The sequence below is a fragment of the Streptomyces sp. NPDC101152 genome (genome assembly GCF_044768275.1).
Lineage (GTDB): Bacteria > Actinomycetota > Actinomycetes > Streptomycetales > Streptomycetaceae > Streptomyces.
In genome coordinates this window covers 103,462-120,973 of the sequence record NZ_JBIWPO010000016.1, presented here as the reverse complement: position 1 = coordinate 120,973, position 17,512 = coordinate 103,462, and the positions used below count along the sequence as shown (strand labels likewise).

Here is a 17,512-nt window from a genome sequence, read left to right as displayed (position 1 = left end):
CCCCTGTGAACGTCAGCCGCAGACGCTTCCTCACCACGGCCACCGCCCTCGGCTCAGCAGTCCTCCTCGCCCCGCCCGGCGCCGCCCGCGCGATCGGCGCCGGCATCCCCGACTACCGGCCCACGAAGGCGTCCCTCGACACCCACCCCGTACCGCGCTGGTACAAGGACGCCAAGTTCGGCATCTTCGTCCACTGGGGTGTCTACTCGGTCCCGGCCGGCTCCGCCCGGCAGATGGCCGCCGAGTGGTACCTGTGGTACCAGAGCTTCGACACCGACCCCACCTGGAAGTACCACCGCGACACCTACGGCCAGGACTTCCTCTACGACGACTTCATCCCGCAGTTCCGGGCCGAGCACTACGACCCGGACGCCTGGGTGCGGCTGTTCGAGCAGGCGGGTGCCGAGTACTTCGCGCTGACCAGCAAGCACCACGACGGTTTCGCCCTGTGGCCGAGCAAGGTGACGGACCGTCACGCGGGGAAGTACGGGCCGAAGCGGGACCTGGCCGGCGAGCTGGTGGCGGCCGCCCGCAGACGCGGCACGGTGCGCCCCGGCCTCTACTACTCGCTCGGCGAGTTCTTCAACCCGGCGCTCGGACGGCCGATGAAGAACGCCTACACCGGTGCGACGGTCCCGATGACCGGCTACAAGCCCGTCGACGACTACATCGGCGACTACGAACTCAAGCAGCTGTACGAGATCATCGACCGTTACGACCCGGACCTGCTGTGGGCGGACGGCCAGTGGTTCCGGCCGGCCGGGAACCCGCCGTGGCGCAGTGAGGAGCCCCTCGCCCACTACTACAACAGGGCGAAGAACCGCGGCCGCCCCAAGGGGGTGGTGGTCAACGACCGCTTCGACACGCACTTCGACTACGCCACCTACGAGCAGCGCACCAACCCCACGATGGACGCCCAGAAGTGGGAGTGCTGCATCACGATGGGCTACTCCTGGGGGTACAACAAGTTCGAGATCGAGGAGGACTACAAGACCTCCGAGTTCCTCGTCCACCTGCTCGCCGACGTCACCAGCAAGAACGGCAACCTGCTGCTCAACATCGGCCCCAAGCCGGACGGCACCATTCCCGACGTGATGCAGCGGCGGCTGCGCGACATCGGCGCCTGGCTGAAGGTCAACGGGCCCGCGGTGTACGGCTCGACGCCCTGGCTGCGGGCCGAGGAGGAGGGCAGCCCGCTCGGCATCCGGTACACGGTCAGCCCGGGCAAGTTCAACATCATCGTCCTCGGCGCTCCCCGCGGCACGCTCTCCCTGCCCGCGGACATCCCTCACTCCGCGACCTCGCGGATCCGGCTGCTCGGCCACAACGGGCCGCTGAAATGGACTCGTTCCGACGGCAAGGTCCACATCGCAGTCCCGCAGACGCTGCCCAGCGAGATCGCCAACACCTTCACCGTCGACTGGGAGCGGCGATGAACGGCGAGAGCACCCGTACGGACACCCTCGGTCCGACCCTGACCGTCACCACCGAACCGGCCGAGCCGGCCGTCGGTGACGCCGTCACCGCGACCGCGGTCCTCGTCAACGACTGCCCGTTCCCGCTGCGCGGTGCCGTGCTGTACCTGGTGGATCCGGGCGCGACCACCGCCGCGCACACCATCCCGCTCGGTGACCTGCGGCGCGGCGCGCGCATCAGCCGCAGCTGGCCCACCTCGATGCCGACCGACGTCGCCGGGGACGTCGCGTTCACCGCGCACGTCCTCTTCGACGTCGACGGACGCAGCTCCGACTGCGCGCGGTCCGCGAAGACCGTCAGCGTGCCCTATGTACCGAACAGCGTGCGGGACCCGTACAAGACGTTCGCCACCACCGACGACGCCCGGTTCGGGCAGTACGGCAGCCAGTTGGTGATCTGGGCGGGCGGCGCCGACCTGTCCGGCGGCCGGGACGAGAAGGGCGGCATCCGCCTGCCGGGTGCCGCCTCCGCGTCGAGTGTGGTGCAGGTCAAGACAGTCAGCCTCACCGGGAGCGACAACCCCAGCGCCAAGTACGGCATCGCCGTCGCCAACGACCTGACCGCGCCGGAGAAGGGCGGTTACGCGGTCCTCACCATGTCGCAGTCCTACGGCGTGGAGTTCATGACCGACAGCGACGGCGACGGACGCCTCGACACCTGGGCCGGCGGCGGCGCGTCCACGCACCCCGCCTGGCTGCGCCTGATCCGCTCCGGCACCACCTACACCGCGTACTCCACCACCAACGGCCTCGCCTGGAACGAGATCGCGAGCGTGACCGTGCCGTCCGCGAACGGCGCCCTGGACGCCGGCGTGGTGGCCAGCGCGGTGAACCTCAGTCATCCCGGCACGACGGTCCGGGCCGTGTTCGACCACTTCACCGTGGAGCAGTCATGACCGCCTACCGCCCCGAGGAGGACTTCCTCCCGCCGCCCGTCTCGCTCACCGTCACCCCGGCCTCCCCCGAGCCCGGCAAGGCGGTGACCCTGACCGCCACCCTCACCAACACCACCCGGATCACGCTGCGCGGCACCGTGCTCTATCTCGCCGTGAACGACACCGGGGAGGGGGACGGCCTGGGCAGCCTGGCGCCCGGGCGGTCGGTGACCCGCACCCGGCGGACCCGGCTGGCCGACGACGCCGAGGGCCGGATCTCCTTCACCGCGCACGCCCTGTTCGACGTGCACCGCCACGGCTCCGACTGCACGCGGGCGACGTCCTCCGTCGTGCTGCCCTACCGCTCGCTGTCCGGAGCCTTCGACAACGCGGCGATCGCCTCCGACGACGCCCTCACCGTCGCCGACATCGACGGCTCGCACTCCAGCCTGTCCGCCGAGGCGCTGGCGTCGGTGGGGCTCGTGCCGGGCGCCGAAGTCACGTACGGCGGTGTGAGCTTCACGTGGCCGGACACCGCGCCCGGCAACCTCGACAACGTCGTCAGCGCCGGCCAGACCGTGCTGCTGTCCGGCTCCGGCTCCCGCCTGTCCTTCCTGGGCACCAGTACCTGGGGCGTGGGCAAGGGCGACGGCAAGGTCGTCTACGCCGACGGCACCGAACAGCCCTTCTCGGTCGCCGTCCAGGACTGGTACGGGGCGAACTCGGCCGCCGCGGTGGTGGTGCCCTACCGCCACATCGCCGCCGGCCGGGACGACAGCCCCGTCAGCCTGTTCACCTTCGGTGTCGACCTGGCGGCCGGCAAGGAGCTGCGCTCCCTGGTCCTGCCCAAGGTCAGCGACGGCCTGCAGTCGGGCGTCCCCGCCCTGCACATCTTCGCCATGAGAGTCAACTGAGCGTCAACTGAGCTCTGCCGGAAGGATGTTCATGCACGACAACCGAGGCGATCTCCGCATCACCGGTGTCACCCGCAGACGGGTCCTCACGGGTGCGGTGGCGGTGGGAGGCGCCGCGCTGCTGGCCCGCCCGCAGGGCGCGTACGCGGCCGGCGGCGCCCTGTTCGACACAGCTCCCGCCGCGGCGGCGCTGAAGCGGCTGCTTCCCGACCACCACCGGCAGATCACCCTGCGGGCCCTCGCCGGCGATCCCGACCACTTCCGGGTCACCGGCCGGGCCGGGCACATCGCAGTGGAGGGCACGAGTACCGGGGTGCTGCTCGCCGGCCTGCACACCTACCTGCGGCGGACCGCGCACGGCTCCGTCTCCTGGACCGGCGAGCAGCTCAACCTGCCGCGCACCCTGCCCGCGCCCGCCGAGGAGATCACGGGAACGGCGAACGTGCCGCACCGGTTCGCCTTCAACGACACCAACGAGGGCTACACCGGCGCCTACCGCACCTGGGACGCCTGGCAGCACGAGCTGGACGTGCTGGCCCTGCACGGAGTCAACCGGGTCCTGATCTACATCGGTGCCGACGCGGTGTACTACGACACCTTCCGCCGTTTCGGCTACTCCGACCCTGAACTGCGCTCCTGGATCCCCGCTCCCGCCCACCAGCCCTGGTGGTTGCTGCAGAACATGTCGGGCTTCGGCGGGCCGGTCTCCCGGCAGCTCGTCGAGCGGCGCGCCGCGCTCGCCCGGAAGATCGTCGGCCGAATCCGCGAGCTGGGCATGACACCTGTCCTGCCGGGCTACTACGGCACCGTGCCGGACGGCTTCCCCGCCCGGCACGGCGGGGACGCGGCGGTGGTGGCCCAGGGCACCTGGGGCGCCTTCAAACGCCCCGACTGGCTCGACCCGCGCACCGCGGCCTTCCGTGAGGTGGCCGCCGCCTTCTACGGCGCCCAGACGGAGCGGTTCGGTGACAGCACCATGTACAAGATGGACCTGCTGCACGAAGGCGGAAACCCCGGAGAGGTGCCCGTGGGCGAGGCCGCGAAGGCCGTCGAGGCCGCGCTGCAGAAGGCACACCCCGGAGCGGTCTGGGCGATCCTCGGCTGGCAGACGAACCCTTCCAAGGCGCTGCTCGACGGTGTCGACAAGAGCCGGATGCTGATCGTGGACGGGCTGTCGGACCGCTACACCACCGTCACCGACCGGGAGAGCGACTGGGGCGGCACCCCGTACGCCTTCGGCAGCATCTGGAACTTCGGCGGGCACACCCCGATCGGCGCCAACGCCCCGGACTGGGTGGCGCAGTACCCCAAGTGGCGTGACAAGAACGGCAGTTCGCTCGCCGGTGTCGCGGCGATGCCGGAGGCGGCGGACAACAACGCCCCCGCCCTGGCCCTGTTGACGGACCTCGCCTGGACGCCCGGCAGCATCGACCTGGACGGCTGGTTCGGCGCGTACGCCCTCTCCCGCTACGGCGGCCCTGACCGGCACGCGGCCGCGGCCTGGCGGACGATCCGCGACACGGCGTACGGCATGTCCCGCGCGGACTCCTGGAGCGAGGCGCCCGACGGCCTGTTCGGCGCCCGTCCGAGCCTGACGGCGAACAAGGCCGCCGCCTGGGGCCCGGAGAAGGATCGCTACGACACCACGGCCTTCGACTCCGCGCTCACCGAACTCCTCGCCGTGCGCCCTGAGTTGAGAGACAACTCGGCCTATCGGTACGACGTCGTCGACGTGGCCCGGCAGGTCCTGTCCAACCGCAGCCGGGTGTTGCTGCCGCAGATCAAGGCCGCGCACGAGGTGGGGGACAAAGCCCTCTTCGGCAGGTTGACCCGGACCTGGCTGGGCTGGATGGACCTCCTCGACGACCTGCTGGCGGCCTCCGGCCCGCACCTGCTGGGGCGGTGGCTCGCCGACGCACGCTCCTGGGGCGCCGACCGGGCCGAGAAGGACCGTCTGGAGTACGACGTCCGCTCCCTCCTCACCACCTGGGGCGGACGCGCCAGCAGCGACCAGGGCCTGCACGACTACGCGAACCGGGAGTGGTCCGGGCTAGTCGGCGGCCTGTACCGCACCCGCTGGAAGACGTACTTCGACACGCTCGCCGCAGGAAAGGACCCGGCGACGATCGACTGGTTCGCCCTGGAGGACCGCTGGGCGCACGCGCACGAGACGCATCCGACCGAACCCCACGGTTCCCCGTACGCGCTGGCCCGCCGTGTGCGCGACCTGCTCGCGGCCACTCCCCATCAGGCGGCCCTCACCGCGGCGGCCGACCGGGCGGCGGTGGCCGAGGGCACGCCCGCGACGGTGACGGTCACCTTCACCAACCGGAACGGGTTCACGGCGGCACGCGACGTGGCCCTCTCCGTCTCCGTCCCCCGGGGCATGGCGGCGAAGCCGCTCGATCCGGTGCGCACGGCCTCGGTGGCGTCCGGCGCCACGTTCGCCGCCCGCTTCGAGGTCACCCTGGCGGGTGCGCCGACGGCGCTGATCGGCCAGGTCGTCGCCGGGGCGGCGTACGCGGGCGGCGGGAAGGCGGTGGCGCCGCTGCGGCTGCTGGCCGCGACCGGGGTCAAGGACCCGTACCGCACGGTCTCCTTCAACGACGCGGTGTTCGGCCAGTCGGGCGAGGAGATCGCCATCGAGGGCGCCGGGGCGGACCTGTGGGGCGCCACCAACGAGTTCGGGGCCGTGTACCGGGCGGGCGCCTACCGGGACAGGACCGTAGCCGAGGTCACGGTCACCGCGCAGGACGCGACCGGGGGCTGGGCACGGGCGGGCCTCGTCGTCCGCGACGAGCTGGCGGCTCAGGGAAGCGCGGGCTACGTGAACCTGGCGGTCACGCCGTCCAATGGCTGCGCACTGAGCTGGGACGCCGACGGCGACGGCCGTTTGGACTCGATCCAGCTGTCCGGCTCCTTCAGCGCGCCGGTGCGGCTGCGGCTGACCAGATCCGGTACCTCGTACCTCGGGGAGGCCAGCACCGACGGCGTCACCTGGACGACGGTGGGCACCGCCACGCCCTCAGGTGCGACCGCCGCACAGGACGTCGGGGTCTTCATGACGGCGGCCAACGGCTGGAACGGCGCACGGGGCATGGCCACGTTCCACGGGTTCACGGTGACCTGACGGAGGGGCCCGGCAGGACCGCACCGCCCTCGGTGCGGTCCTCCGGTGCGGCCCGCTCAGCTCAGGGACACGGTGATGGCGCTCACCGGGCAGGCGCGCGCCGCCTCCCGGACCATCGGGTCGCCGCCGCCGTCCTCGCGGCCCGGCAGCAGCGCGCTGAAGCCGTCGTCGTCCTGGGTGAAGACGTTCGGGGCGGCCAGGGCGCACTGGCCGGCGCCGATGCAGACGTCCTTGTCGATCTCGATGCGTGTGTCGGTGTGCATGACCTCGAGCCTCTTACCAGGTCACGGGGAGTTCCAGCATCCCCTGGATGGTGTCGCCGGGTTTGAAGGGGATCTCGTCCGCCGGGGCGGCCAGGCGCAGGCCGGGCAGCCGGTCGAAGAGGGAGCGCAGGGCGATCTCCAGTTCGGCCCGTGCCAGGTTCTGGCCGAGGCACTGGTGGATGCCGAAGCCGAACGCGACGTGGTGGCGGGCGGGACGGTGGAAGTCGAGGGTGTCGGGGGCGGGGTAGACGTCCTCGTCGCGGTTGATGACCGAGGTCGAGAAGACCACTCCGTCCCCGGCCCGGATGACCGTCCCGCCGGCTTCGATGTCCTCGGTGGCCCTGCGCAGCAGGCCGTCCGCGATGGACAGCATGCGCATCAGCTCCTCTACCGCGGACGGCAGCAGCTGCGGGTCCGCGCGCAACTCGGCCAGCCGCTCCGGGTGCTGGAGCAGGGTGAAGGTGCCCAGGGAGATCATGTTGGCGGTCGTCTCGTGGCCGGCGACCAGCAGGATGGTCGCGAACGCGATGACCTCCTCGCGGTCCAGCTCGCCCTCGCGCAGCCGCTCGTGGACGAGTTCGTCCAGCACCCCGTCGCCGGGCTCGGCCTGTTTCAGCTTGTGGTCGATCAACTCCCCGAAGTAGGCGTCCAGTTGGTCGCGGGCGTCCTGTACGTCGGCGACGGTCGGGCCACGCAGCAGCCGACGGGACTGTCCCTCGAAGAAGTCGTGGTCCTCGTACGGGACGCCGAGCAGTTCGCAGATCACCGTCGAGGGCACCGGCAGCGCGAAGGCGCTCACCAGCTCGGCGGGCGGCCCCTTCTCGATCATCGCGTCCAGCAGTCCGTCCACGATCCGCTGGATCCGCGGCCGCAGTTCGACGGCGCGGCGGAGGGTGAAGCTGGGCACCATCATCCGGCGCTGGGTGCGGTGCTCGGGATCGTCGACGCCGAGCAGGGCGACCCTCCGGTTCCTGACCGCCGTGAGGCGTTCGGTGGTGGCCGGAAAGCCGGGATGGTTGCGGTCGGCCGACAGGCGCTGGTCGGCGAGCAGCTCCCGGGCCAGCGCATGACCGGTCACCAGCCAGGCCCGACGGCCGTCGTAGAGGGTGATCCGGGTCAGCGGGCGGGCGGTGCGCAGGGGGTCGTAGCCGGTGGGCGGGTGGTAGGGACAGGTCCGGTCCTGGGGAAAGGCCACAGGTTCCGTTTCCGTCATGGCAGACCTCGCAGACGAAGGGTGCGTCGTGCAGATCTTCATTAGATGCCCCAGGCATCTATGAGACGACGGCAAGTTCGGCCAGATCGGTGGCGGGGCGATTCTGGCCGGGGATGATCGCTCACGATTCGAAAACCGGTTGTGAGCGGTGAACGGCGGGTTCCACAATCCGGCCATGTCGACCACCACCGCCTTCCTGCCGCTGCCCGCCACCGCCGCTCCGGTGCGGTCCCATCAGCAGCAGCCCGGCCGGCTGTGGAGGCCGACGCTCTCCGTGTCATGACCGGGGCGCTCGTCGCGGGGCTGCTCGCGGGCTACGGCATCGCCGTGCCCGTCGGCGCGGTCGCGACCTACCTCGTCTCCCTCACCGCCCATACGTCCCTGCGCACCGGTGCCTCGGCCGCGCTCGGCATCGCCACCGCAGACGGCCTGTACGCCCTGCTGGCCACCCTCGGCGGTACCGCCCTCGCGTCCGCCCTGCGCCCGGCCCTGGTACCGCTGCGCCGGGCTTCGGCCCTGGTGCTGGCCGCCCTCGCCGTCCGGGGCGCGGTGACGGCCGTACGGCACTACCGCGGCCGCCGCCTCGCCACCCGCCCAGCGCCGCAGGCGCCGACCCCGGCCCGCGCGTATCTGGGCCTGCTCGGGATCACCCTGCTCAACCCCGCCACGGTGGTCTACTTCGTGGCGCTGGTCCTCGGTTCCCGGGCGTCCGGCACGGCGTCGGGGCCCGAGCAGGGGGCGTTCGTCCTGGCCGCCTTCGCCGCGTCGGCGAGCTGGCAGTTACTGCTCGCCGGTGGCGGTGCCCTGCTGGGCCGTGCCCTCACCGGTCTGCGGGGGCGGCTGGTGACGGCGCTGCTGTCGAGTGCCGTGATCATGACGCTGGCCGTGCGGATGCTGGTGGCTCCCTCCTGATGGCGTGATACGAGCGCCGGATGCCCCTGACGGTCAGCCGGATCCGGCGGTGTCCGGCCATCCGCGGGGTGATCGTAGGGATCGGTGCAGCCGTACGGTATGGATGGATGCTGGGGGCACCGGTGTCGAACACCGGTGCCGGCCAGCCGTACGACACGACGATGGGACGGATGCCATGCCTCTCGAGGGCGAGTACGTACCGAGTCCGGAGCAGTGGGTGCGCGATCAGGTGGAGCTGTACGAGAGCTCCGGTGGCACGAAGGGGACGACCCTGATGGACACCGGGATGCCCGTCATCGTGCTGACCACCCGCGGCGCGAAGAGCGGCAAGATCCGCAAGACGCCGCTGATGCGTGTCGAGCACGACGGGCGGTACGCCGTGGTCGCCTCCAAGGGCGGCGCGCCCGAACACCCCGTCTGGTACCACAACATCAAGGGCGACCCCCATGTGGAGCTCCAGGACGGACCGGTGCGCAAGGACTACACGGCCCGCGAGGTGACCGGCGCGGAGAAGGCCGAGTGGTGGGAGCGCGCGGTCGCGGCGTATCCGCCGTACGCCGACTACCAGAAGAACACCGACCGGGAGATCCCGGTGTTCGTGCTCGAACCGCACGAGTCGAACGGGTGAAATGGGCCCGGCCCGGTGACTGAAGTACCGGGCCGGGAAAAAATCTTCGAGAAAGCACGCATGGTCCGGTGAGTGCCGGGCACGCGTGGGTCAGGCCCCGCCGCGTTCCCCCGTCGCGGCGGGGCTTTCTCGTGCCTCCTCGGCCGGCCGGTCGGTGATGTCGAGGAAGATCTGGTCGGCCTCGGGCACGCTGTGGGCGACCGAGCGCTTGATGCGGACGGCGACCTCCTCCACCCGTTCGCTGTCCAGGCCGGGCACCAGGTCGACGCGGGCGGCGACCAGGGCCTTGTCCAGGCCGGTCTTCATCGTGAACAGCGCCTCCACGCTGTCGATCTCGGGCTGCGCCTCCAGCACCTCCCGGATCCGGCCCGCCGTCTCCGGGTCGGCGGCCTCCCCGATCAGCTGGTCGCGTGCCTCGCGGCCGAGGTGGTAGGCGACCAGCACGAGCAGCACGCCGATCACCATCGAGGCCGACGCCTCCCAGGCCACCTGCCCGGTGGCCATGTGCAGCGCCATGCCGACGGCGGCCACCGTCACACCGAGCACCGCGGTGCCGTCCTCGGCGACCACCGTGCGCAGCGCCGGGTCGCGCAGGCCGCCCCTGCCGCCCTGCCGGCGCACCTGGTGCAGCGCCCGCATCAGGGAGGCGCCCTCGGCGAGGAAGGAGACGCCGAGCACGATCAGGCCGGCCACATAGCCGTCCGTCGTCTCCCGGGCACCGTCACGGAAGGCCTCGAAGCCCTGAAAGAAGGAGAAGCAGCCGCCCATCACGAAGATGCCGACGGCCGCGAGCAGGGACCAGAAGAAGCGCTCCTTGCCGTAGCCGAAGGGGTGGCGCCGGTCGGCCGGCCTTCTGCTGCGGCGCAGCGCGGCCAGCAGGAAGACCTCGTTGAGGCTGTCCGCCACCGAGTGCGCGGCCTCCGACAGCAGGGCCGGTGACCCGGCGATCAGCCCGCCCACCGCCTTGGCCGCCGCGATCAGCAGATTTGCCGCGAGCGCCACCAGTACGGTGACGCGTGTCCTGCGATCCGCTTTCGTGTCCGAGGATGTCCCACTCACCTTCGCCGACTGCCCCTGACGGATGGGATCACACCGTGCGGGCGGCGGAATTCGGGGAACGTGGATGTCGGAGCACCGCAGACGCGAGGAGGAAGCGATGGGCGGGGGCAACGAGGCGTACGGCAAGAAGGCCTTCAAGCGGTCCAGGAGCCACTTCAGGGACCGGATCACCGCGGACGGGCGGGACGGCTGGCCGGTGGAGGCCGGCCGGTACCGGCTGGTGGTCAGCCGCGCCTGTCCGTGGGCGAGCCGCGCGGTGATCTCCCGGCGGCTGCTGGGCCTGGAGGGCGCGCTGTCGATGGCGATCGCCGATCCCGTCCAGGACGACCGCAGCTGGCGCTTCACCCTCGACCCGGACGGCCGCGACCCGGTACTCGGCATCCGCTTCCTCAGCGAGGCCTACGACCGGCGGGAGGCCGGCCATCCGGGCGGGGTCAGCGTCCCGGCAGTCGTCGACGTGCCGAGCGGCAAGCTGGTCACCAACGACTACCAGCAGATCACGCTCGACCTCGCCACCGAGTGGACGGCGCTGCACCGCCCCGGCGCGCCCGAGCTGTACCCGCCGAAGCTGCGCGACGAGATCGACACGGTGATGGCGGACGTCTACGAGGACGTCAACAACGGTGTGTACCGGGCGGGTTTCGCGACCGGGCAGGAGGAGTACGAGGCGGCGTGCGCGGGTGTCTTCCGGCGGCTGGAGCTGCTCGTGCCGCGGCTGGAGCGGCAGCGGTACCTGGTCGGGGACACGATCACCGAGGCGGACATCCGGCTGTTCACCACGCTGGTGCGGTTCGACGCCGTCTATCACGGCCACTTCAAGTGCAACCGCTGGAAGCTGACGGAGAGTCCGGTGCTGTGGGCGTACGCCCGTGACCTGTTCCAGACGCCCGGCTTCGGTGACACCGTCGACTTCGACCACATCAAACGGCACTACTACCAGGTCCACACCGGTATCAACCCGACCCGTATCGTGCCCCTGGGCCCTGACCTGTCCGGCTGGCTGACGGCCCATCACCGCGAGGAGCTGCGCGGCCGGCCGTTCGGCGACGGGACACCGCCGGGACCCGTGCCGGCGGGCGAGGAGGTTCCGGTGCCGGGACGCCCCTGACGACGAAGGAGAGGCACATGGCCAAGAAGAAGCTGAAACTCCCGCTCGCCTACAAGCCGCTCGGCTTTGCCCTGGGCTGGGTCAGCGGATCCCTCGCGGGGCTCGCCTTCCGCAAGACGTGGATGGCCATCCGGCACGAGGAGGACGCGCCCGACGCGCTGGACAAGGACCGCGGCTGGGGAGAGATCCTGCTGGCCGCCGCGGTACAGGGCGCGATCTTCGCGGTCGTGCGCAGCGCGGTGGACCGCGGCGGCGCCAAGGCCATCGAACGCTCGACCGGCGTCTGGCCGGCCACCGACAAGAGCGGCCGGGACTAGGGGGTGTTGAGCGGGGCTTTCACAACACCCCCTGGCACCGGCTGCGCGAGTCAGCCCTGTTTGGGGGCTGTCGGGGTGGTGCGGCGCAGGGTGAAGGAGTGGCCGGCCGGGTCGGCGTACCCGCGTTCCTCGTACGGCCCGGCGGCGTCCTTGGTCTCCAGCGGGCGCCCGCCGAGCTCCACCACCTTGCGCTCGGCCGCGTCCAGGTCCGTCACCACGAAGTCCAGGTGGGCCTGGAGGGAGTTCTCGGGGCGCGGCCAGCTCGGCGGGGTCGCGTTCACATCGCGGCGGAACGCCATCCGGGTGCCGTCGGCGCTCCTGATCTCCACTCGGTTGGCGGTCGCGTCCGTCTCCTCGGCCTCCAGCAGTTCCCTGTAGAACACGGCGAGCTTCTCGGGCTCGGCGCAGTCGAGCACCACGTAGCCCGCTTCCACCAGTGGCATGTCTCCTCCGAAGGGTCCCGGGCGCGGGGCAGGTCGTGTCCCGCCGCCCTCCTCCTCCGGATATCCCGCCCGGGCCGGTTCAGTCGGCGACCAGCCACTTCCCGTCGCGCATCAGCACCCGTCCCTTGAGCTCGTCGGCCTCCCGCCAGGCCTGGACACGGCTCGGCGTGATGCGGAAGTACAGGTAAGGCGTGGAGAGTTCACGCGGGTCGAAGCCCGTCCTGGCGGCGAAGAGGTCGCCCTCCTCCCGCGTCAGGCCGATGCCGCCGCGAGCGGTGCCGGTGGCCCGCAGGTTGCGCCCGGTGGGGCTGGCGGCGGGTGGCGCGAGCAGCAGGGTCTCGCCGTCCCAGCGGTAGGAGAGCGGCACGAGGTACGGCCCTCCTCGGCGGTCCTGGTCAACTGACCTGGCCAGGCTCGCCGTTGGCCGACTCCGACGTCGTGATTTCCGCGAGCCGGGCGGCCTCGGCGTCGAGGCCGTCGCGCAGACGGGGGAGGCCCTGACGTATGTGGGAGGGGAGGCAGTGTACGCAGCTCACGATGCGTGAGCAGTAACGGACGTCACGGTGAGGTCACGCGTAGATCATTTACGCTCTGGGCAGCCTCATACCGCTTCTCGGTTCAACTTTCGGCCATAGAAGCTGAGTTCGAATGCGCGGGAGGCCCTTTCAGCCACCCGTTCGCAGGGCGGGGGGACCCTGTTTCGCCGCGGTGACGCAGCAGTCGTCCACCGCGGGCCGACAACCACGGGCGATCGATTCCCTTGCCATGCCCACAGCTTTGATGGGAGACCGGTGTGAAATCCCGAGTCGTAGGTGCTGTTCCGAAGGCGTCCGCCGACAGCCTGCTCCCGGCGCAGCCGAGCGCCGAACCCCAGCCCCCACAGGCGGCGGACGCCCTGGCCCGCCTCCTGACCGAACGCGTCAAGGACAGCACCGAGCTGTACCGGAGTCACCAGGACGCCGCCCGGCAGCGGCTGGACGCCCTCGGCACCCCCCGCTCCGGCACCACGGTGCGGGTGGAGGGAGCCCTCCATCTGGCGCGGCCCGCGTTCCTCCCGCCCGATGAGGAGGGCTTCGCCAGGCTGAGGCACCTCGACACCGGCCTGCGTCTGATAGGGGCGGCGTTCCCGCAGGTCGCCACCGACATCGAGCTCTGCAGACTGACCTGCGTGATGCTGGAAGGGGCCTGGCGGAGCCGGGCGTCGACTCCACCGCGCGAGGAGGAGCAGACGACCGCCTGCTCCTGCGCCCTGTGCCGTCGGCTGCCCACTCCCCCCGAGCGCACGCTGGAGGACTACCACTGGCGACAGAGCGCCGGTCGTCCCCTCGCCGTCAAGAACTGGCCGCACCGGCGCGAACTCGACAGCGTGCTCACCGGTGGCTGGTCCTGGACCCGGCAGATGAACGACCTGGAGCGGGACCTCGGCCACCGCCACCGCTTCGAGGACGACATCCTCGTCTTCCACGAGTACAAACGCGTGATCGACACCATCGACACGGAGCGCCTGACCCAGCACGTCGAAGACCGCCTCGCCGAGAACTTCAGCACCAACAGCGCACGGGCGCTGGTCTCCGGACTCTTCGCGGCCCACAAACGGTCCGTCGACGAGTACTGGCTCCAGCAGCACGCGGCGGGCAGCGTCACGCTCCCCCAGACCAACCCCCTCGACCAGAGCACCTACTCGATCCTGCAGATGCTGGACTGCCTGTTCTGGCACGTGGCACCCGACACCGAACTCTGGCAGGAGGAGAACCTCGCCTCCCTGCTGCTGTGCCGGGTCATCGACGACATGGCCGACGTACGGGCCGACGCCCTCACCGGCGAGATCAGCAACTTCTGGCTCGCCGACATGCCCACCCACACCAAGGCGCTCTACGCCGCCTGCGCCATCGCCATCGTCAAGTACGGCTGCATGCCCGAAGCGCACTCCCCGATGTGGAACACGTGGCTGATGACCACGACCGTCGTCTGGATGGGGCTCACCGGCCGCCACGCCCTGTGGTTCGACGGCATCACCCAGGGCCTGCCTCCGGCCGAGGACTGTGCGCTGTGCGACCTGCAGCCCAACCCCTGCACCGGCATCCTCACCCACGGCACGACCCTCACCCTCGCGCCGCGCCCCGCTGTGCCCGCGCTGAGCGCCCGGACCGCAGAGCTGTCCGCGCGCTGCCGGGACGAGTACCCGCGGACATGGCCCCTCTTCGACGCCGAACTCCACGCCTTCGAAGCCCTGCACGGCCCCTGGCACGGCGACGTCGACAGCGCGTGGGAGATCCTGCGCCGCACCTACGTGGCCGCCGTCGAGGCCTCCAGCGGCACGCCGTCGACGGCCCGGGCCCGGCAGGTCCAGCAGGACGCCGGGGTGGTGGGATCGGAGAGGTTCCACTCCCTGCACGACCCCCGGACCGGGAGGGAGGACACCGCGCTGCTCGCCTACATGTTCGGCGGTGCCCATCCGCATTTCCTCTGGAACGCCACGGGGTACCGGCCCACGAGCGTCGCGGGCGACTGGCTCGACGGCTGAGGCGCCCGATCCCTGGTGCCCGGCCGGGCACCAGGGACGGTGTCAGACGGGGAACTCGACCGGCAGGCTGTCGAGCCGGAACTCCCAGGTGGAGGCGGTCGAGGAGAGCTCCTCCGACGGAACGGCCAGGCGCAGGCCCGGCAGCCGGTGCAGCAGGACGTCCACACCGATCTCGATGATGGACTGGCCGATGTTCTGCCCCGGGCACTCGTGCGGTCCGGCACTGAACGCCAGATGCGACTGGTTGCCCTGGACGGCGACGGCCGAGTCGGGCCGTACCTCCGGGTCGAGGTTGCCGGCGGCCAGGCCCAGGATGAGCAGTTCGCCCTCCTGGATGTGATGCCCCCCGAGTTCCAGGTCGGCGGCCGCGAACCGGCCCGGCAGCACGGCCAGCGGCGGGGTGTCCCACATGACCTCTTCCACCACCGAGGAGATGTTCAGCTGCCCGCTGACCAGGCCGGACAGCCGGGCGGCGTCGGTGAGGACCAGCTGCAGGACCCGGGCCAGCAGGTTGCTGGTGGTGGTGTGCGCGGCGATCAGCACCAGCCGCAGATGGCTGACGACCTCGTCGTGGTCGAGGCCGGCCGGGTGCTCCAGCAGAGCGGTGGCGAAGTCGGAGCCCGGCTCGGTCCGCTTGCGCTCGGCGAGGTCCGAGAGGATCTGGATGATCCGGCCGTTGTGCTCCAGGGCGTCCTCGCCGCCCTTGAAGACCTGGGCGCACGACTCGACCAGGCGCAGCGCGTCCGCCGTGGGCAGGCCGAGGATCCGGGTGAGCACGAGCATCGGCAGGAACTCGGCGTAGTCGGCCACCAGGTCGGCGCGCCCGGCATCGGCGAACGCGTCGATCTGCTTGTTCGCGAAGAACGTGGCGTGGCGCCGAACGCCCCGGCTGGAGGCTGCGAGCAGACCATCGGTGACCGCGCCGCGCAGCCGGCGGTGCGGTTCGCCGTCCTGGGAGACGCAGTCGGGCCGCCAGCCCACCATCGGGATCAGCGGATGCGTGTCGGAGACCCGCCCCTCCCGCCAGTCCCGCCAGATCCGCGCGTCCCGGCTGAACTGGCGCGGGTTGTCCAGCACCCGCCGGTTGTCGCGGTAGCCGAGGACCAGCCAGGCGGGCACGTCGCCCTCGAGCAGCACCGGGGCCACGGACCCGTGCTCCTTGCGCAGCCGGTCGTAGATGCCGTACGGGTCGGTCGACGCCTCCGGCCCGAACAGCCGGGTGAGCTCGCCGCCGTGGGCGACGGGGCAGCCGCGCGGGGCGTCGGGTCCGTTTAAGGGCTGGGCGTTCATCGGGACTCCAGTGCGACGGCGGAGCGGTCCTTCAGGTGGCGGATCAGCGCGACGAGCACGTCACGGCTGGAGGCACGGTCGCGGGCGTCGCATGCCACGACCGGGATGTGCTCGGAGATGTCGAGGGCGTCGCGGATCTCCTCGACCGGGTAGTTCCTGGAGTCGGGGAAGACGTTCAGGGCGACGACGAAGGGGACGTTCTGCCGCTCCATCTCCTCGATCGCGCGGAAGCTGGAGGCCAGGCGCCGGGTGTCGACGAGGACGACCGCTCCGAGCGCGCCCTTGAACAGGCCGTTCCACAGGAACCAGAACCGCTCCTGGCCGGGCGTGCCGAACAGGTAGAGGGTCAGGCTGTCGTTGAGGCTGATCTTGCCGAAGTCCAGGCTGACGGTGGTCTGCGTCTTGTCGGCGACGCCGATGAGGTGGTCGACGTCGGCACTGGCCTGGGTGAGCGTCTCCTCGGTGGTCAGCGGCTTGATGTCGCTGACCGAGCGGACCATGGTGGTCTTCCCGGTGCCGAAGCCGCCGGCGATCATCACCTTCACCGAGCGGGCGGCCCCGTCGGCGGGGCGGCCGGGGTGGTCAAAGCCGTTCAAGTCCACTGAGTACCTCCTCAAGGAGCGCGAGGTCGGGCCCGCGACCGGCGTCGTGCGCCGGGATGGGGTCACGGGCTTCGACACGGCCTGCCTCGAGCAGATCCGCCAGCAGCACCGCGAGAATGTTGAAGGGCAGTCCGAGGTGGGCGCCGAGTTCGGCGACCGACAGCGGATCGCGGCAGCGCCGGAGGATGTCCTCGTGTTCGTGCTGCATGCCCGGTACGGGGGCGGTCAGGGCGACGATGAGGGTCGCCACGTCGAGGCTCGACGCCGAACCGCCCGGTCCGCTGCGTCCCCCCGTGAGGACGTAGTAACGCTCGAGACCGGACGGGTCCGTCGGCCGGCGGGGAGCACTCATCCAGAGTGCTCCTCCAGGCGCGGAGTGGTGCCGAGGAGCTCACCCATCCTGCGGGCCAGATCCCTCATCTGATGGCCCAGCAGGCCCTGGTCGAGGCCCTCGCGGGCGAGCACGCCGAGATACGTCTCCACCCCGGCCCGCACGACGAACAGATGGCCGCCGTCGACCTCGATCATCGCCAGCCGCAGCTGCCCCGCGTACTTGGGGAACTGCTCGGCGACCGGCTGGGCCAGCGCCTGCAGTCCCGCCACCACGGCGGCGAACCGGTCCACGTCGTCGGGGTCTTCGGCACCAAAGGAGGTGATGGCCTTGCCGTCACTGGAGGCCACGAGGGCGAAGCGGATCTCCGGGATGGACTCCACGAGATCGCGCAGCGCCCAGCTCACGTCGGTTCCCTGTTGCGTCAT

The 17,512-nt window shown here is 71.1% G+C and carries 18 protein-coding genes; 9 read left to right on the top strand and 9 right to left on the bottom strand.

Going from position 1 to position 17,512, the window contains the following annotated elements; all coding sequences use genetic code 11:
- Positions 1 to 5 precede the first annotated feature (5 nt).
- From ACIRVK_RS22260 to ACIRVK_RS22245, 4 genes are read left to right on the top strand one after another with little or no spacing between them, the layout of a single operon-like run.
- Positions 6 to 1,436, top strand: a complete 1,431-nt coding sequence (locus ACIRVK_RS22260; protein WP_404249574.1) for an alpha-L-fucosidase — start codon at positions 6 to 8, stop codon at positions 1,434 to 1,436.
- Positions 1,433 to 2,371 carry a hypothetical protein gene (locus ACIRVK_RS22255; protein ID WP_404249572.1) on the top strand — a complete coding sequence of 313 codons (939 nt, stop codon included), beginning with the start codon at positions 1,433 to 1,435 and terminating at the stop codon, positions 2,369 to 2,371. The genes ACIRVK_RS22260 and ACIRVK_RS22255 overlap by 4 nt, the downstream gene beginning before the upstream one ends.
- Positions 2,368 to 3,264, top strand: coding sequence for a beta-glucosidase (locus ACIRVK_RS22250; RefSeq protein WP_404249570.1), 897 nt, complete (start codon positions 2,368 to 2,370; stop codon positions 3,262 to 3,264). The genes ACIRVK_RS22255 and ACIRVK_RS22250 overlap by 4 nt, the downstream gene beginning before the upstream one ends.
- Before the next feature lie 31 nt (positions 3,265 to 3,295).
- On the top strand, positions 3,296 to 6,394 hold the full coding sequence (locus ACIRVK_RS22245) for an alpha-N-acetylglucosaminidase TIM-barrel domain-containing protein (RefSeq protein ID WP_404249568.1): 3,099 nt from the start codon (positions 3,296 to 3,298) through the stop codon (positions 6,392 to 6,394).
- Positions 6,395 to 6,450: 56 nt separating this feature from the next.
- On the opposite strand, the gene ACIRVK_RS22240 is transcribed toward ACIRVK_RS22245, so the two are convergent.
- A complete protein-coding gene (locus tag ACIRVK_RS22240) occupies positions 6,451 to 6,657 on the bottom strand; it encodes a ferredoxin (protein WP_404249566.1) in 207 nt (68 codons plus the stop codon).
- 13 nt (positions 6,658 to 6,670) lie between these two features.
- Positions 6,671 to 7,870 carry a cytochrome P450 gene (locus ACIRVK_RS22235; protein ID WP_404249564.1) on the bottom strand — a complete coding sequence of 400 codons (1,200 nt, stop codon included), beginning with the start codon at positions 7,868 to 7,870 and terminating at the stop codon, positions 6,671 to 6,673.
- Between the two features lie 279 nt (positions 7,871 to 8,149).
- On the opposite strand from ACIRVK_RS22235, the gene ACIRVK_RS22230 reads away from it, so the two are divergent.
- Complete coding sequence (locus ACIRVK_RS22230; protein WP_404249562.1) at positions 8,150 to 8,782, top strand: LysE family transporter; 633 nt, start codon at positions 8,150 to 8,152, stop codon at positions 8,780 to 8,782.
- 175 nt (positions 8,783 to 8,957) lie between these two features.
- Positions 8,958 to 9,410 (top strand): nitroreductase family deazaflavin-dependent oxidoreductase, encoded by a 453-nt coding sequence (locus ACIRVK_RS22225; protein ID WP_404249560.1) that lies wholly within the window; start codon positions 8,958 to 8,960, stop codon positions 9,408 to 9,410.
- A 90-nt stretch (positions 9,411 to 9,500) separates the two neighbouring features.
- Here ACIRVK_RS22225 and ACIRVK_RS22220 read toward each other — a convergent pair whose 3' ends face one another.
- Positions 9,501 to 10,493 (bottom strand): cation diffusion facilitator family transporter, encoded by a 993-nt coding sequence (locus ACIRVK_RS22220; RefSeq protein ID WP_404249665.1) that lies wholly within the window; start codon positions 10,491 to 10,493, stop codon positions 9,501 to 9,503.
- A gap of 40 nt (positions 10,494 to 10,533) precedes the next feature.
- On the opposite strand from ACIRVK_RS22220, the gene ACIRVK_RS22215 reads away from it, so the two are divergent.
- Both ACIRVK_RS22215 and ACIRVK_RS22210 read left to right on the top strand, forming a co-directional pair.
- Complete coding sequence (locus tag ACIRVK_RS22215) at positions 10,534 to 11,577, top strand: glutathione S-transferase family protein (RefSeq protein ID WP_404249558.1); 1,044 nt, start codon at positions 10,534 to 10,536, stop codon at positions 11,575 to 11,577.
- Between the two features lie 17 nt (positions 11,578 to 11,594).
- Entirely contained in the window at positions 11,595 to 11,894 is a 300-nt protein-coding gene (locus ACIRVK_RS22210; RefSeq protein WP_404249556.1) for a DUF4235 domain-containing protein, read from the top strand.
- A 50-nt stretch (positions 11,895 to 11,944) separates the two neighbouring features.
- Here the strand turns inward: ACIRVK_RS22210 and ACIRVK_RS22205 are convergent, their stop codons facing one another.
- The gene (locus ACIRVK_RS22205) at positions 11,945 to 12,337 is read right to left on the bottom strand and encodes a VOC family protein (protein WP_404249554.1); all 393 of its coding nucleotides are present in this window, start codon (positions 12,335 to 12,337) and stop codon (positions 11,945 to 11,947) included.
- 79 nt (positions 12,338 to 12,416) lie between these two features.
- On the bottom strand, positions 12,417 to 12,704 hold the full coding sequence (locus ACIRVK_RS22200; RefSeq protein ID WP_404249552.1) for a hypothetical protein: 288 nt from the start codon (positions 12,702 to 12,704) through the stop codon (positions 12,417 to 12,419).
- A gap of 426 nt (positions 12,705 to 13,130) precedes the next feature.
- Here ACIRVK_RS22200 and ACIRVK_RS22195 point away from each other — a divergent pair, with 426 nt between their 5' ends.
- Complete coding sequence (locus ACIRVK_RS22195) at positions 13,131 to 14,861, top strand: hypothetical protein (RefSeq protein WP_404249550.1); 1,731 nt, start codon at positions 13,131 to 13,133, stop codon at positions 14,859 to 14,861.
- 42 nt (positions 14,862 to 14,903) lie between these two features.
- On the opposite strand, the gene ACIRVK_RS22190 is transcribed toward ACIRVK_RS22195, so the two are convergent.
- From ACIRVK_RS22190 to ACIRVK_RS22175, 4 genes are read right to left on the bottom strand one after another with little or no spacing between them, the layout of a single operon-like run.
- Complete coding sequence (locus ACIRVK_RS22190) at positions 14,904 to 16,151, bottom strand: cytochrome P450 (protein ID WP_404249548.1); 1,248 nt, start codon at positions 16,149 to 16,151, stop codon at positions 14,904 to 14,906.
- Positions 16,148 to 16,753, bottom strand: coding sequence for a GTP-binding protein (locus ACIRVK_RS22185; RefSeq protein WP_404249546.1), 606 nt, complete (start codon positions 16,751 to 16,753; stop codon positions 16,148 to 16,150). The genes ACIRVK_RS22190 and ACIRVK_RS22185 overlap by 4 nt, the downstream gene beginning before the upstream one ends.
- Positions 16,734 to 17,105: a DUF742 domain-containing protein gene (locus tag ACIRVK_RS22180; protein ID WP_404249544.1), complete on the bottom strand. Its 372-nt coding sequence runs from the start codon at positions 17,103 to 17,105 to the stop codon at positions 16,734 to 16,736. The genes ACIRVK_RS22185 and ACIRVK_RS22180 overlap by 20 nt, the downstream gene beginning before the upstream one ends.
- The gene (locus tag ACIRVK_RS22175) at positions 17,102 to 17,512 is read right to left on the bottom strand and encodes a roadblock/LC7 domain-containing protein (RefSeq protein WP_030043913.1); all 411 of its coding nucleotides are present in this window, start codon (positions 17,510 to 17,512) and stop codon (positions 17,102 to 17,104) included. Before ACIRVK_RS22175 ends, ACIRVK_RS22180 begins: the two co-directional genes overlap by 4 nt.